12 protein-coding genes are annotated in these 15,328 nt (G+C 60.0%); 4 read left to right on the top strand and 8 right to left on the bottom strand.

Features of this window, described 5'->3' with window-relative positions; genetic code table 11:
• Positions 1-170: 170 nt before the first annotated feature.
• Genes fdnG through fdnI form a run of 3 tightly spaced genes read left to right on the top strand, consistent with a single transcriptional unit; the run spans position 171 to position 4,763 of the window.
• Positions 171-3,218: a formate dehydrogenase-N subunit alpha gene (gene fdnG, locus FY206_RS12940; RefSeq protein ID WP_100249851.1), complete on the top strand. Its 3,048-nt coding sequence runs from the start codon at positions 171-173 to the stop codon at positions 3,216-3,218.
• Between the two features lie 11 nt (positions 3,219-3,229).
• A complete protein-coding gene (gene fdxH / locus FY206_RS12935; protein ID WP_032640729.1) occupies positions 3,230-4,114 on the top strand; it encodes a formate dehydrogenase subunit beta in 885 nt (294 codons plus the stop codon).
• On the top strand, positions 4,107-4,763 hold the full coding sequence (fdnI, locus tag FY206_RS12930) for a formate dehydrogenase-N subunit gamma (protein WP_032640727.1): 657 nt from the start codon (positions 4,107-4,109) through the stop codon (positions 4,761-4,763). The genes fdxH and fdnI overlap by 8 nt, the downstream gene beginning before the upstream one ends.
• A 60-nt stretch (positions 4,764-4,823) precedes the next feature.
• Here fdnI and ppk2 read toward each other — a convergent pair whose 3' ends face one another.
• Positions 4,824-5,642, bottom strand: coding sequence for a polyphosphate kinase 2 (ppk2, locus tag FY206_RS12925; RefSeq protein WP_032640724.1), 819 nt, complete (start codon positions 5,640-5,642; stop codon positions 4,824-4,826).
• 165 nt (positions 5,643-5,807) lie between these two features.
• On the opposite strand from ppk2, the gene araJ reads away from it, so the two are divergent.
• Complete coding sequence (gene araJ / locus FY206_RS12920) at positions 5,808-6,983, top strand: MFS transporter AraJ (RefSeq protein ID WP_032640721.1); 1,176 nt, start codon at positions 5,808-5,810, stop codon at positions 6,981-6,983.
• Positions 6,984-6,989: 6 nt separating this feature from the next.
• On the opposite strand, the gene FY206_RS12915 is transcribed toward araJ, so the two are convergent.
• From FY206_RS12915 to adhP, 7 genes are all read right to left on the bottom strand, one after another.
• Positions 6,990-8,081, bottom strand: coding sequence for an alkylhydroperoxidase domain protein (locus FY206_RS12915; protein WP_032640718.1), 1,092 nt, complete (start codon positions 8,079-8,081; stop codon positions 6,990-6,992).
• Positions 8,082-8,091: 10 nt separating this feature from the next.
• Positions 8,092-9,081, bottom strand: a complete 990-nt coding sequence (locus FY206_RS12910; protein WP_045890090.1) for a putative FMN-dependent luciferase-like monooxygenase — start codon at positions 9,079-9,081, stop codon at positions 8,092-8,094.
• Positions 9,078-10,685: a dipeptide ABC transporter ATP-binding protein gene (locus FY206_RS12905; protein ID WP_032640713.1), complete on the bottom strand. Its 1,608-nt coding sequence runs from the start codon at positions 10,683-10,685 to the stop codon at positions 9,078-9,080. The genes FY206_RS12910 and FY206_RS12905 overlap by 4 nt, the downstream gene beginning before the upstream one ends.
• The gene (locus FY206_RS12900) at positions 10,682-11,533 is read right to left on the bottom strand and encodes an ABC transporter permease (protein ID WP_032640710.1); all 852 of its coding nucleotides are present in this window, start codon (positions 11,531-11,533) and stop codon (positions 10,682-10,684) included. Before FY206_RS12900 ends, FY206_RS12905 begins: the two co-directional genes overlap by 4 nt.
• On the bottom strand, positions 11,530-12,474 hold the full coding sequence (locus tag FY206_RS12895; protein ID WP_032640708.1) for an ABC transporter permease: 945 nt from the start codon (positions 12,472-12,474) through the stop codon (positions 11,530-11,532). The genes FY206_RS12900 and FY206_RS12895 overlap by 4 nt, the downstream gene beginning before the upstream one ends.
• A 10-nt stretch (positions 12,475-12,484) precedes the next feature.
• Positions 12,485-14,104 (bottom strand): TIGR04028 family ABC transporter substrate-binding protein, encoded by a 1,620-nt coding sequence (locus FY206_RS12890; RefSeq protein WP_032640706.1) that lies wholly within the window; start codon positions 14,102-14,104, stop codon positions 12,485-12,487.
• A 149-nt stretch (positions 14,105-14,253) separates the two neighbouring features.
• Complete coding sequence (adhP, locus tag FY206_RS12885) at positions 14,254-15,264, bottom strand: alcohol dehydrogenase AdhP (RefSeq protein ID WP_032640704.1); 1,011 nt, start codon at positions 15,262-15,264, stop codon at positions 14,254-14,256.
• Positions 15,265-15,328 lie beyond the last annotated feature (64 nt).

The raw sequence follows: 15,328 nt of genomic DNA, 5'->3' as shown, positions 1-15,328 counted from the left end.
GACGGCGTTGCGAATTATTCTCGCATGCGCTTAACCCTAAAGGAGTATTTCAAGGCGCGAGCGATGACAATTAAGAGGGCGAAGTCGCGCGACCTTGATTTGACGCAAAAAAATCAGGGGCTTTGCTGTTAGTTTGCGGCGCGAAGTCTTATTTGATAACGAGGACAACAATGGACGTCAGCCGCAGACAATTTTTTAAAATCTGCGCGGGCGGTATGGCCGGAACAACAGCCGCGATGCTGGGATTTGCTCCCAAAATGGCGCTGGCTCAGGCACGCAACTTTAAGCTGCTGCGCGCGAAAGAGATCCGTAACACCTGCACATACTGTTCCGTAGGTTGTGGGCTTTTGATGTACAGCCTGGGCGATGGCGCGAAGAACGCCAGAGAAGCGATTTATCATATTGAAGGGGATCCGGATCATCCGGTGAGCCGCGGGGCGCTGTGCCCCAAAGGGGCGGGGCTGCTGGACTACGTTCACAGCGAAAACCGCCTGCGCTATCCGGAATACCGCGCGCCGGGTTCGGACAAATGGCAGCGTATCTCCTGGGATGAGGCCTTCTCGCGCATTGCGAAATTAATGAAAGCCGACCGCGACGCCAACTTTATTGAAAAGAACGCGCAGGGCGTGACGGTCAACCGCTGGCTTTCCACCGGTATGCTATGCGCTTCTGCGGCGAGTAACGAAACCGGCATGCTGACGCAAAAGTTTGTGCGATCTCTCGGCATGCTGGCGGTAGACAACCAGGCGCGCGTCTGACACGGACCAACGGTAGCAAGTCTTGCTCCAACATTTGGTCGCGGTGCGATGACCAACCACTGGGTTGATATCAAAAACGCTAACGTCGTGGTGGTGATGGGCGGTAACGCCGCTGAAGCCCATCCGGTGGGGTTCCGCTGGGCGATGGAAGCGAAGAACAACAACGACGCAACGCTTATCGTCGTCGATCCGCGCTTTACGCGCACGGCATCGGTGGCGGATATCTATGCGCCGATCCGTTCCGGTACGGACATTACGTTCCTGTCCGGGGTACTGCTGTACCTGATCGAAAACAACAAAATTAACGCGGAATACGTTAAGCACTACACCAACGCGAACCTGCTGGTGCGGGATGATTTTGCCTTCGATGACGGGCTGTTCAGCGGCTATGACGCGGAAAAACGCCAGTACGACAAAACGTCATGGAACTATCAGTTCGATGAAAACGGCTATGCGATGCGTGACGAAACCCTGACGCACCCGCGCTGCGTGTGGAACCTGCTGAAGCAGCACGTTTCCCGCTATACGCCCGAGGTGGTGGAGAACATCTGCGGCACGCCGAAAGCGGACTTCCTGAAGGTGTGCGAAGTGCTGGCTTCCACCAGCGCGGCAGACAGAACCACGACCTTCCTGTATGCGCTGGGCTGGACGCAGCATACCGTGGGCGCGCAGAACATCCGCACCATGGCGATGATCCAGCTGCTGCTCGGCAACATGGGCATGGCAGGGGGCGGCGTCAACGCGCTGCGCGGTCACTCCAATATTCAGGGTCTGACCGACCTCGGCCTGCTCTCCACCAGCCTGCCGGGCTATCTGACGCTGCCGTCCGAAAAGCAGGCGGATCTGCAAACGTATCTTGAGGCCAACACGCCAAAAGCGACGCTGCCGGATCAGGTGAACTACTGGAGCAACTATCCGAAGTTCTACGTCAGCCTGATGAAATCCTTCTACGGCGACGCGGCGCAGAAAGAGAACGACTGGGGCTTCGAGTGGCTGCCGAAGTGGGACCAGGCCTATGACGTCATTAAGTATTTCAACATGATGGATAAGGGCAACGTTACGGGCTATATCTGCCAGGGCTTTAACCCGGTGGCCTCCTTCCCGGACAAGAACAAAGTCGTGCGCAGCCTCAGCAAGCTGAAGTACATGGTCGTTATCGATCCGCTGGTGACCGAAACCTCCACCTTCTGGCAGAACCACGGTGAAGCGAACGATGTCGATCCGGCGTCGATTCAGACCGAGGTGTTCCGCCTGCCGTCTACCTGCTTTGCGGAAGAGGACGGCTCCATTGCCAACTCCGGCCGCTGGCTGCAGTGGCACTGGAAGGGCCAGGACGCGCCGGGCGAAGCGCGTAACGACGGTGAAATTCTGGCGGGCATTTACCATCGCCTGCGCGAGATGTACCGCACCGAGGGCGGCAAGGGCGCCGAGCCGCTGCTGAAGATGAGCTGGCACTACAAGCAGCCGGATCGCCCTGAGTCAGAGGAAGTGGCGAAAGAGAACAACGGCGTGGCGCTGGCGGATCTGTATGACGCCAACGGTAACCTGCTGGCGAAGAAAGGCCAGCTGCTTAACAGCTTCGCGCTGCTGCGCGATGACGGCACGACGGCATCGTCCTGCTGGATTTACGCCGGCAGCTGGACGGAGCAGGGCAACCAGATGGCAAACCGCGATAACGCCGACCCGTCCGGGTTGGGCAACACGCTGGGCTGGGCGTGGGCGTGGCCGCTGAACCGTCGCGTGCTGTACAACCGCGCGTCTGCAGACGTGAACGGCAAGCCGTGGGATCCGAAGCGCATGCTGATCCAGTGGAACGGGGCGAAGTGGACGGGGAACGATATCCCGGACTACAGCACCGCCGCGCCGGGCAGCAGCACCGGGCCGTTCATCATGCAGCCGGAAGGGCTGGGCCGCCTGTTTGCGCTCAACAAGCTGGCGGAAGGGCCGTTCCCGGAACATTACGAGCCGATGGAAACGCCGCTCGGCACCAACCCCCTGCACCCGAACGTGGTCTCCAGCCCGGTGGTGCGGATCTACGAAGACGACGTATTGCGCTTAGGCAAAAAGGACAAGTTCCCGTACGTGGGGACGACCTATCGCCTGACCGAGCATTTCCATACCTGGACCAAGCACGCGCGGCTTAACGCCATCGCCCAGCCGGAACAGTTTGTGGAGATCAGCGAAACGCTGGCGAAGGCGAAAGGCATTGCCAACGGCGATCGCGTGAAGGTGAGCAGCAAGCGCGGCTTCATTCGCGCGGTGGCGGTGGTGACCCGTCGTCTGCAGTCGCTGAACGTGCACGGCCAGCAGGTGGAAACCGTGGGCATCCCGCTGCACTGGGGCTTTGAGGGCGTGGCGCAGAAAGGCTACATCGCCAACACCCTGACGCCAAACGTCGGCGATTCCAACTCGCAAACGCCGGAGTACAAGGCGTTTCTGGTCAACATCGAGAAAGCGTAAGGAGCGATTAAATGGCGATGGAAACACAAGACATTATTAAGCGCTCCGCGACCAACCCGATTACCCCCGCGCCCCGCGCGCGGGATTATAAGGCAGAAGTCGCCAAGCTTATCGACGTCTCCTCCTGCGTGGGCTGCAAGGCCTGCCAGGTGGCCTGTTCCGAGTGGAACGATATCCGCGACGAGGTGGGGCACTGCGTCGGGGTCTACGATAACCCGGCGGATCTGAGCGCCAGGTCCTGGACGGTGATGCGCTTTAGCGAAACCGACCAGAACGGCAGGCTGGAGTGGCTGATCCGTAAAGACGGCTGCATGCACTGCGAGGATCCGGGCTGTCTGAAGGCGTGCCCGTCCGCCGGAGCGATTATTCAGTACGCCAACGGGATCGTCGACTTCCAGCAGGATAACTGTATCGGCTGCGGCTACTGCATCGCGGGCTGTCCGTTTAATATCCCGCGCCTCAATAAAGAGGATAACCGGGTATACAAATGCACCCTGTGCGTGGACCGCGTCAGCGTCGGGCAGGAACCCGCCTGCGTCAAGACCTGTCCCACCGGGGCGATTCACTTCGGCACGAAAAAAGAGATGCTGGACGTTGCGCAGGAACGCGTCGACAAGCTCAAGGCGCGCGGCTACGAGAGGGCGGGTATTTATAACCCGCAGGGCGTGGGCGGCACGCACGTGATGTACGTGCTGCACCACAACGACCAGCCGGAGCTGTATCACAATCTGCCGAAAGATCCGGCGATCGATACCTCGATCAACCTGTGGAAAGGGGCGCTCAAACCGCTCTCTGCAGCGGGCTTTATCGCCACCTTTGCCGGGCTGATTTATCACTACATTGGTATCGGGCCAAATAAAGAGGTGGATGACGAGGAGGAGGAGCATCATGAGTAAGTCGAAAATGATTGTGCGCACAAAGTTCGTTGACCGCGCATGTCACTGGACGGTGGTCATCTGCTTCTTCCTGGTGGCGGTCTCCGGCATCTCGTTCTTCTTCCCGACGCTGCAGTGGTTAACCGAAACCTTCGGCACCCCGCAGATGGGGCGCATTCTGCACCCGTTCTTCGGCGTGCTGATTTTCGTGGTGCTGATGTTCATGTTCGTACGCTTCGTTCACCACAACATCCCGGACAAGCAGGACATTCCGTGGGTAAAAGGGATCGTTGAAGTCCTGAAGGGCAACGAGCATAAAGTCGCGAAGGTGGGCAAATACAACGCCGGGCAGAAGATGATGTTCTGGACCATCATGAGCATGATTTTTGTGCTGCTGGTGACGGGCGTCATTATCTGGCGTCCGTATTTTGCGCACTACTTCCCGATACAGGTGATTCGCTACGCGCTGCTGATCCACGCCACGTCGGCCATTATTCTGATCCACGCCATCCTGATCCATATGTATATGGCGTTCTGGGTGAAGGGGTCGATTAAAGGGATGATTGAAGGGAAGGTGAGCCGCCGCTGGGCGCAGAAACACCATCCCCGCTGGTATCGGGATGTGGAACGGCTGGAAGCGAAACAGGAAAGTACGGAAGGAATGAAGTAAACCCTGCGCCGTCGGCTTTGCCCGGCGGCGCTGCGCTTGCGCGGGCCTACTCCTGCTATATCAGAACCGCTCCTCCACATAACGGAACGGATATTTTGTGGGTTTAACTTTACCAATTTTGCGTTTCGGTAAATCCACCTTTTCAACGTGTATTTCTTTATACGGAATTTGGGTTAGCAGGTGCGAAATAATATTCAGGCGCACGCGTTTTTTATCTTCTGAACGCGCCACAAACCACGGCGCCCATGCGGTATCGGTGGCTTCAAACATGGCGTCGCGTGCGCGAGTATATTCATCCCACAGGTTAAAGGATTTAATATCCATCGGCGAGAGCTTCCAGATTTTACGGCCGTCGTTAATACGATCGCGTAAACGCCGTTCCTGCTCTTTCGGCGTTACCTCCAGCCAGTACTTCAGCAGAATAATGCCGGCATCGACCATCGCTTTTTCCATGACCGGCGCGCCGTCCAAAAATTTCTCTGCCTGCTCCTCCGTGCAGAACCCCATCACCCGCTCCACGCCCGCGCGATTATACCAGCTGCGATCGAATATCACGATTTCGCCCGCCGAAGGCAGGTGTGGCACATAGCGCTGGAAGTAGAGCTGGCTTTTTTCTTTTTCAGTCGGGGCAGGGAGCGCAACCACGCGAAACACGCGAGGGCTGACGCGCTCGGTGATCGCTTTAATGGTACCGCCTTTACCGGCGCCGTCGCGTCCTTCAAAAACAATACACACCTTGAGTCCTTTGGCGACGACCCACTGCTGGAGTTTAACCAGTTCAACGTGCAGGCGACGTAGCTCTTGTTCATACTCTTTGGTCTTTAACGGAGCAGTCTTTACGACATCAACAGCGACAGGGGTTTTCTTTTTGTTTCCCATGATTGTCATCCTCAGGTTGTCCGGCGCGGGAAAAGCGAGGCCGCACTATGAAGTGTAATCCACCTGAATTAATGGATTAACCTGTCAGCCAGCTGATTTGAACTGGCTCACCATACAAGATTATTCAATAATGCCCGTTGCGAGTGATTAACCCGTGGTTGAGGCATGAAAAAGACAATATTTTCGTTGGCTCTGGGCACATTTGGCCTCGGCATGGCCGAATTTGGCATTATGGGCGTGCTCACCGAGCTGGCGCGTGACGCCGGTATTTCGATTCCCGCCGCCGGGAATATGATCTCGTTTTATGCGTTCGGCGTGGTGATTGGCGCCCCCATCGTGGCGCTGTTCTCCGGTAAGTTCTCGTTAAAAACGACGCTGCTGTTTCTGGTCGCCATGTGCGCGGTTGGGAACGCCCTGTTTACGTTTTCAACATCGTATTTCTGGCTGGCGATGGGGCGGCTGATTTCCGGTTTTCCGCACGGGGCCATTTTTGGCGTCGGGGCGATTATCCTGTCTAAAATTGCGCCACCGGGGAAGGTGACCGTTGCGGTGGCAGGCATGATCGCCGGGATGACCGTGGCCAACCTGGTGGGCGTTCCGCTGGGCACCTGGCTGGGGCACCAGTTTAGCTGGCGTTATACCTTTTTCCTGATAGCCGTGTTCGATGCGCTGGTGATCCTCTCGGTCCTGCTCTGGGTGCCGGACATCCGCGACACATCAGAAATCAAATTGACCGAGCAATTCCACTTTTTGAAGAAACCGGAGCCCTGGCTGATTTTTGCTGCCACCATGTTTGGCAACGCCGGCGTGTTCGCCTGGTTCAGCTTCGTTAAGCCGTTTATGGTTAACGTTTCCGGTTTTTCGGAAGGCGTGATGACCGCCATCATGATGCTGATGGGCCTCGGCATGGTGTTGGGCAATATGTTAAGCGGAAAACTTTCCGGTCGCTTCAGTCCGCTGCGCATTGCGGCCACCACCGACATGGTGATTGTCGCCTCGCTGCTGCTGCTTTTCGCCTTTGGCGGACTGAAAACGGCCTCGCTGGTCATGGGCTTTATCTGCTGTGCCGGACTGTTCGCGCTCTCTGCGCCGCTGCAAATCCTGCTGCTGCAAAATGCGAAGGGCGGTGAGATGCTGGGGGCGGCCGGGGGGCAGATGGCGTTTAATCTCGGCAGTGCCATTGGCGCGTACTTTGGCGGGATGATGATTACCCTCGGCTTTAGCTGGCGCTACGTCACGCTGCCTGCGGCGATACTCTCGTTCTCGGCCATGAGCGCGCTGCTGATCTACGGTTACCTGCGCGCCCGACGGGCCCAGGCTAATGCTCGCGCGCTAGCCTGATTTCATTCAGGCAAGCCAGGGCTCGCCCAGGGTCAGCATCAGTCGGTTGGCCCACGCGAAGAACGCCGCGGACTGCACCAGGTCAAGCTGGGCTAAGGTATCCAGCCCCTCTTTTTCCAGCGCGGCGAGGTGCAGCGGCGTGGCGGCAGGCGGTGTCACCGACAGCGCCGCCGCAAAGTTGATTTCCGCCTGCCAGCGCGCAGACTGCCCCTCGCTCAGGGATTGTCCCGGACGCACGGCCAGCAGGGCTTCTACCGCCTCGTCATCCTTTGACAGCTGGCTGGCTTTGCGCGCATGGACAGATGCGCAGTAGATGCAGCCGTTAATTTTACTGGCGACCGTTGCCGCCAGCTCGCGCTCGGCGCGCGGCAATCCCCCCGGCGTATAAAAAATCCCTTTATCGGTCAGCGTGCGCTGTTCAAGCACCGGCAGGTTGCGCCCCAGCAGGCGGAAATAGTCGGAATCGGTGTGGCCAAACCTGGCCAGAATCGCCACCTCGTCGTCACGGAAATCCGCCAGCGGCCTGGCGGCGATCCACGGCTCCCAGCCCAGCTCCCGCTGGGTAAACGCGACGGGAGCCGCCTTTCCGGTAGCCGTGGCTGCGGTCGTGTGCCAGACGCCTGCCGCCACCGGCGCGTCGCTTGTGGCGACAGGCCTGTCGTTCAGCAGCCGCAGCCCGGCAATCAGTCGGCTCTGGAAGCTGACAAAGGCGATAAGCTGCGCCAGAGTCACGATGCCTTCCTTGCTCCATCCCGCCTGGGTCAGCGCCCTTAAGGATGTCGGCGTGGCTTCGACGGGGGAGAAGGTCAGCAGCCGCGCGAAGTTCAGCGCCGGGGTCAGACGGTCTGAGGTCGGGTCTGCCAGGCCAAACCCCGCATAGTGCGCGGCCAGCGCCTCGGCGCTGTGCCACCTGGCGACTTTTGCCGCCACGGCGAAGCGCTCGTCCAGCGCAAAATCGCTATCCTGCTGGGTAAATAAAATTTCGTAGCTGCCCTGTGCATGGCGCGTGGCGGCGTCCCGCGTGGCGCGCGCCTCTGCCAGAGAGGAACCGGGTTTAATTTCCGCCAGCTCGGCGAGAATGTCCTGACTTAATGACATAGGTATCTCCTCAATGGATATGGGGGGCAATATGTTCGGCGATCAGTTCGATGGACCGCAGCGTGTCGCGATGCGTGGGCTCGACCGAATGGACCTGGAATGAGATGTCCGTGGCGCGCCGGAGAACGGAATCGGCCTGCAGCGAACGCAGCACCGTCTCGGGCGAACCGATATGGGCGTCGAACTGGCGACGAAAATCTGTGACAGTGTCACCTTTAACCGCGTGTCCGGCAGCGCGATGCTGCTGGGCCTGTTTAGTGAGACCCGGCGTGGCGACCCTCAGCGCATAGTCGTCGCTGTCGGCGACGAACGCCGTACGGGAGGCCAGAATGCGCGGTGCGACACCGACGGGCAATGCCTCAAGGTAGGCATCCACAATCGGGTTCTGGATCGCGTCGAGCGTGAGATCCGGCCGGTCTGCCGGGCGCGGCTGCGTGCGGGATAGCATTAAACCGTGTCCAGCCCGTGCGGCGCGAACGGCACCGTCGACGGAAAAGGTGGCAATCCAGATACGTTCGGCCAGCTGCGGCGCAGGTGGGTAAAGGTGGTTATCCGGATGGGTGAGCGAATCCCCGCGCCAGGCGCTCTGGATCGCATGCAGATGGTCAGCAAAGGCCGCGCCGCGCTGTTCAAACGTCAGGCCGAACGGCAGGAATGAGGTCGGCGTGCCGCCGGAACCAAAACCGACTTCAAGACGCCCGTTGGCGAGCAAATCGAGCACGGCGGCATCTTCCGCCACGCGCAGCGGGTTTTCCATCGGCAGGGTAATGATGGCCGTACCCAGGCGTATGGTTTCGGTATGCGCGGCTACGTGCGCCAGAAACAGCAGCGGCGACGGCAGGCCGCCTTCACTTTCATGAAAGTGGTGCTGCGCAATCCAGGCGCTGTCAAAACCGTGGCGTTCGGCGTGGCGGATTTGCTCAGTTGCCAGACGATAGCGCTCCTTCGGCGTGGCGTCGTCAAGCAGGCGGGTGAAAAATCCCAGGCGTTTTCGCGTCATGCGAACTCCTCCGTAGCGGGTGAAAAATGGGGAATGGCGTCAATCAGTTCGCGGGTGTAGTCGTTCTGCGGCGACGTGAATACGGTTTCGACGTCACCGTGTTCGACCACCTGACCGCTGCGCAGCACCGTGACGCTGTGGGCGATCCGGCGCACGGTAGACAGATCGTGCGTGATAAACAGGTAGGTTAATCCCAGCTGCTGCTGCAGCTGCTGAAGCAGCGCCAGGATCTGCGCCTGGACGGTGACGTCCAGCGCGGAGGTGGCTTCGTCCAGCACCAGAATGGTCGGCTCCAGGATCAGCGCCCGGGCAATGGCCACGCGCTGGCGCTGCCCGCCTGAAAGCTCTCTGGCCGTACGGGTCAGGAGTTCGACGGGCAGGGCAACCCGCCGCGCTACGGTTTCCACCCGGGCCTTTCGCTCCGCCTTCGCGAGGCGAGAAAAGTTTTTCAGAGGCTCTTCGATGATGTCAAACAGCGTCTGACGCGGGTCGAGCGAGGCAAAGGGGTTCTGGTAGACAAACTGGATCTTCTGGCGCAGCTGACGGCGGGCCTCGCGGCTGAGCGCGGTGGCATCAATGTCATCAATAATGATCTGTCCGTTATCCGCCTGTTCAAAACCCAGCAAAATACGGGCGAGGGTGGTTTTCCCGGAGCCAGATTCACCCACCAGCGCATGGGTGCTGCCGCGCCTGACGTCAAACGTCACGCGATCCAGCGCCTGAAGCTGATGGCCTTTGCCGAGTGAGAAGTGTTTGCTGATGGCGCGAGCGCGAATGGCCGGGGACGCGAGCGGCAGACCTGCCACCGGGGCAATGGTCAGGCGCTGGCCCTGGAGGTCGCTCAACAGCTGACGGGTGTAGGCGTGCTGCGGCGTGCGGACAATGTCGGCGGTGTCGCCGTGCTCCTGAACCTCACCGTTGCGAAACACCAGCAGCCTGTCCGCGCGCTGCGCGGCCAGGGCCAGATCGTGGGTGACAAACAGAACGGCGGTACCCGATTCCCGGCGCAGGATATCCAGCAGGTCGAGAATACGTTTTTGCACCGTCACGTCCAGCGCGCTGGTGGGCTCGTCGGCAATGATGACGTCCGGGCGAAGGGCAATGGCGATGGCAATCAGCACGCGCTGCTTCATACCGCCGGAAAGCTGATGCGGATACTGCGTCATGCGCTGTTCGGGGTGGCTCAGGCCGACCTTTGTCAGCAGGGCAAGCACCTGCTCGTCGCGCTGGGCGCGGCTTACTTTCTGGTGCAGCTGAATAATTTCCCCGACCTGCACGCCGATCGTCTTCACCGGGTTGAGTGAATTACCCGGATCCTGCGGAACCAGGCTAATTCGCGCCCCGCGAAGGGTATCAAGACGCTTCGCTGACCAGCGGCCGATCTCCTCGCCGTTGAGGACGATTTTTCCCGCGTCGCGCCGGGCGTTATCGGCCAGCAGGCCAATGATTGCCTGCGCCGTGGTCGTTTTACCCGATCCGGATTCGCCGACAAAGGCCAGCATTTCTCCGCGCCTGAGGGTGAAGCTCACGTTATGCACCACCTCGCGCCACTGGCGGGCGGTACGGTAGCTGATGGTCAGGTTTTCTACCGATAGTACGGTCATTTCAGGCCTCCGCTGAACTGCTGGCTGATACGGTTGGTGGCCAGCACCACGGCGAAGACCACCACGCCGGGGAAGGTGGTGAGCCACCAGGCGGTAGAGAGATAGTTACGGCCTTCGGCGATGAGTAAGCCCCACTCCGGCACGGGCGGCGGGGTGCCGTAGCCGAGAAAGCTCAGCGTGGAGAGCGCCAGGATCGCCTGACCAAACTGCAGCGTGGCGAAGGCGACGACGGCGGTTAAGGCGTTGGGCAGGATGTGTCGCCACAGCACGGCGAAAAACGTCCCGCCGCTGCCAAACGCCGCTTCGACATAATCCGTGTGCCGGATGCGCACGACCTCACCGCGCGCGAGGCGGGCGAAGCTGGCAATGGAGGCCACGCCGACGGCAATTGCGGCGTTAACGGTGCCAAACCCGAGCAGAATAATCACCGTGAGCGAAAGAAGCAGTGACGGGATGGAGAGCAGCACGTCGACGAAACGCATCAGCAGAGACTCGACGCGTCCGGCGAACGCGCCGGCGATGACTCCCAGACCGGTGCCCACCACCAGCCCCATCGTGACGGCAGCGAGTGCCGCGCTCAGCGAGTGTGACGCGCCATACACAATGCGCGTATAAACGTCGCGGCCGAGCTGATCGGTGCCGAGCCAGTGTCCCGCCTGCGGGGACAGGCGCTGCGCGCCAGCGATACCCTCAATCGGGCTGAAGTGGGTTAACAGGCCGGGGGCCACGGCGGCAAAAACGGCGAGAATCATCACCGCCCATGCCAGCCACAGTCCCGGCTGCCATGCTATTCCCCGCCACGTCGGAACGCGTTTTCGCGCGGCGGCAGCGTAATCGACCAGGCTCATGATGCACCTCCGGCAACGGTTTGCAGACGAGGATCCAGCAGCGGCATCAGCAGATCCACCAGCAGATTGATCAGGACAAAACCGAGGGCGGAAATCATCACCACCGCCTGAAGCACGGCGATGTCCTGGTTATTCACCGCCTGCTGGGTCAGCTGGCCGAGCCCGCTGCGGCCAAAAACGGTTTCCGCGATCAGCGCCCCGGCAATCAGCTCGCCCAGCAGCAGCCCGGCAACGTTCAGGACCGGCAGCAGGGCGTTGCCTGTCACGTGACGCCACAGGACGGCGGTTTCACTCAGCCCTTTGGCCCGCGCCACGGCGACAAACGGCTGCGTCGCCACCTGGTCCAGGCTGCGCATCAGAATTTGCGCCAGCGGGGCGGAAATCGGGATCGCGACGGTCACGACGGGCAGGATCAGCCCCTGCAGCGGCGTCGGGTTAATCACCGGGATCAGCCGCAGCTGAAAAGAGAAGAGCTGGATGAGGGCAATCCCCAGCCAGAACGTCGGTAAGGAGATAAACAGAACCGGCAGAGACTGGAGGGTATTGCTCAGCCAGCGCAGGCCCGGCAGGCGCGACGCAAAGGCGATCGCAAACGCCAGCAGGACCGCGAGTGCAAACGCGGGCAGGGCAAGGCTCAGGGTATCCGGCAGATTGCTGGCGATCAGCTCGCTGACCGGGACGCCGGCCTGCAACGAATAGCCGAAATCCCCGCGCAGCATTGCCAGCAGCGTGTGGCCGTATTGCTGCCACAGCGGGCTGTCCGCGCCGTAGGCCACGCGCATCTCCTCGATTTGCGCCGGGCTTAGGCCCAGGTCCGGGTTCTGAAATTTAATCAGCACCGCGTCGCCAGGCAGCACCTGGAGCAACACGAACGAGAGGGTAAAGGCGGCCCACAGCACCAGCAGCCCGTGCCCAAAGCGTTGAAGAAGTGCGTGGCGCATCGTCAGCTCCTCAGTGTTTCTCAATCCACGCGCCGTAGAACGACGGGCGGCCTACCGCTTCGAAATTTACGCCTTTCAGCCACGGCGCGCCGGCAAAGACCTGCGGCTCCTCGAAAATCGGAATGACGTAGGCGTTATCCAGCAGGTAGCGCTGGGCGTCACCCGTCAGCTGGAGGCGTTTTTGCGGATCGACTTCGGCAGAAATATTCACCAGCAGGGCATTCAGCTTGTCGTCGCGGAAGTTTTTAACCTTGTCGCTGGATCCGCCCTTTTGCAGCAGCGCGTCGCGGTTAGCGGGGTAGAACATGCTTTTGATCACGTCCGGATCGGCGCGTCCCACTTCGGAGACGGTGAGCGGGGTTTTCAGCGGGTCAAGGTTATCCAGCGTGCGGCTGCCTGCGTCACCGGCCTTGACGCTCAGCGCCACGCCCACCTGTCGCCACTGCTGGGCAAGGAGCTGCAGCACCTCTTTGTTCTGCGGCTGCGGCAGCGACTCATACACCGTCAGCGCCAGCAGCTGGCCGTTTTTGGCGCGGATCCCGTCGCTGCCCGCCTTCCAGCCTGCCTCATCCAGCAGCTGGTTGGCTTTTGCCGGGTCAAAGGTCAGCTTGTCGCTGAGATCGACAAAGCCCGCGGCGGAATCGGCAATCACCGACTTCGCCTGCGGATAGTTGGCCGAGAAGAGGGTCTCGACCACCTGTTTTGCATTGGTGGCGTGCAGAAGCGCCTGTCGCACGCGAACGTCGGAGACCAGCGGGTTATCCGGGCGGAAGCTAATGCTGTCGTTCACCCCGCGCGTTGGGGCAGCGTAGATTTTATAGCCCCGATCGGTGGCCTGCTTTTCGTCATACGCCTGTACCTGACGAATAAAATCCGCCTGACCGGCCAGCAGGGCGCCGACGCGCACGCTGTCTTCCTGGGTGACGATAAACTTGATGCCGTCGAGATTGGCCGGCCCCTGCTGCGGCAGATTTTTTGGCCCCCACTGGTAATCTTTGCGCGCTTCAAGCGTCACCTCGCGACCCAGCTTTTCGTCCTTCACCACGAACGGGCCGGAGCCGATGATATGCCGGGCGTCTCCCAGCTCTTCGAAGTTACGCTTCAGCGTGCTGAGCGAGACCAGGCCCGAGCCGATGGTGGCGGTGCCCTGCAGGAATCCCGGTGACGGTTTTTTGAAGAAGAACTTCACGGTCAGCGGGTCGACCACCTCGCTGCGATCGTAGTTATTGATTACTTCTGACACCGGCAGGCGCTGCGCCTTATTGCCTAAGCCGTAGGTATCAAAGTTTTTCGCCACGGCGGTGGCGTCCAGCGGCGTGCCGTCGGAGAAGGTGATCCCCGGGCGAATTTTAAAGGTGTATTCGGTTTTATCGGCGTTGGTGGTCCAGCTTTCGGCGACCCACGGCTCCACCTGCAGCGTCTTTGGGTTCTGCCACGTCAGTTTGTCGGTGATTTGATTTAAAATGCCGCCGTTCGGGTAGAAGCCGCCGGCAGGCGGATAGAGGTTGGTGTGGGCCTGTTGCTCCAGATAAATCAGCGTGCCGCCTTTGACGGGCGCATCCGCGGCCCAGGCTGCGGTGGTCGTCAGAATCAGCGCCGTCAGCAGCGGCAGACGAAATGGGGTTGGCATGGTGAATTCCTTTGTTATCTTCTTGTTAGCGTCGGATTCATCATCGGGCGCAGGGGAAAACAAGGGAACAAAGGAATTAAGATAAGGATTGCCGGAAAATGGCTATAAAAAAACCGCCCCGGAGAGGAGCGGTGATAAAAGGTGGACGATTATGAACGCAGGTCGATCACCATACGGCCACGGATCTGGCCCTGTTCCATCTCTTTAAAGATGGCGTTGATGTCCTCGATTGGACGCATCGTGACTTTCGGCACGACCTTGCCTTCCGCGGCGAACTGGAACGCCTCCTGCAGGTCCTGACGGATGCCGACCAGCGAACCCACCACCTGAATACCGTCCAGCACCAGACGCGGAATATCGAGGCTCATCGCTTCCGGCGGCAGGCCCACCGCGACCACGCGGCCACCGGCACGCACGGCGTCAACCGCTGAATTGAAGGCCGCTTTTGCGACGGCAGTGACGACCGCGGCATGCGCGCCGCCCGTTTTCTCCTGGACAATTTTCGCGGCATCTTCGCTGCGGGAGTTGATGGTGAGATCCGCACCCATGCTGGCCGCCAGCTTCAGCTGTTCGTCGTTAACGTCAAGAGCGATGACTTTGGCGTTAAAGACGTTTTTGGCGTACTGCAGCGCGAGGTTGCCCAGTCCGCCCAGACCATAGATTGCAATCCACTGGCCCGGTTTAATGCCCGATACCTTCACCGCTTTGTAGGTGGTCACGCCCGCGCAGGTGATGCTGCTGGCCGCTGCGGAATCCAGACCCTCAGGCACTTTTACCGCGTAATCCGCGGTAACGATGCACTCTTCCGCCATGCCGCCATCTACGGAGTAACCGGCATTTTTCACATCACGGCAGAGGGTTTCGTTACCGCTATTACAGTATTCGCAGTGGCCACAGCCTTCAAAGAACCAGGCCACGCTTGCGCGGTCGCCGACCTTCAACGACGTCACGCCAGGGCCGATTTCTTTCACGACGCCAATCCCTTCGTGGCCGAGGATCACGCCGGTTTTATCGCCAAAGTCACCGTTCTTTACGTGGAGATCGGTATGGCATACGCCACAGCATTCCATCTTCAGCAGGGCTTCCCCGTGCTTGAGCGGGCGTAAGGTTTTTTCGGTGACGTTAACCTGATGATCCTGAGTAACAACAGCAGCCTTCATGTGTATCTCCTTGTTCATGATGAGTATCTGCACAGCAGGTGTAATACTCCTCAAGGATTAATTC

This window comes from Enterobacter chengduensis, assembly GCF_001984825.2.
GTDB lineage: Bacteria > Pseudomonadota > Gammaproteobacteria > Enterobacterales > Enterobacteriaceae > Enterobacter > Enterobacter chengduensis.
The sequence above is the reverse complement of the archived record's forward strand: the minus strand, read 5'-3'. Positions and strand labels throughout refer to the sequence as shown.